The 368-nt window shown below is 55.4% G+C and carries 1 rRNA gene; it reads left to right on the top strand.

Features of this window, described 5'->3' with window-relative positions:
- Window positions 1–368, top strand: a 16S ribosomal RNA gene (locus KW828_RS21700); the annotation flags it as partial.

Here is a 368-nt window from a genome sequence, read left to right as displayed (position 1 = left end):
GGCGGACGGGTGAGTAATGTCTGGGAAACTGCCTGATGGAGGGGGATAACTACTGGAAACGGTAGCTAATACCGCATAACGTCGCAAGACCAAAGAGGGGGACCTTCGGGCCTCTTGCCATCAGATGTGCCCAGATGGGATTAGCTAGTAGGTGGGGTAACGGCTCACCTAGGCGACGATCCCTAGCTGGTCTGAGAGGATGACCAGCCACACTGGAACTGAGACACGGTCCAGACTCCTACGGGAGGCAGCAGTGGGGAATATTGCACAATGGGCGCAAGCCTGATGCAGCCATGCCGCGTGTATGAAGAAGGCCTTCGGGTTGTAAAGTACTTTCAGCGGGGAGGAAGGTGTTGTGGTTAATAACC

Origin of the sequence: Enterobacter sp. ENT03 (assembly GCF_019218745.1) — a bacterium.
Taxonomy (GTDB): Bacteria; Pseudomonadota; Gammaproteobacteria; order Enterobacterales; family Enterobacteriaceae; genus Enterobacter_D.
This window is presented reverse-complemented; position numbering and strand designations above follow the sequence as displayed.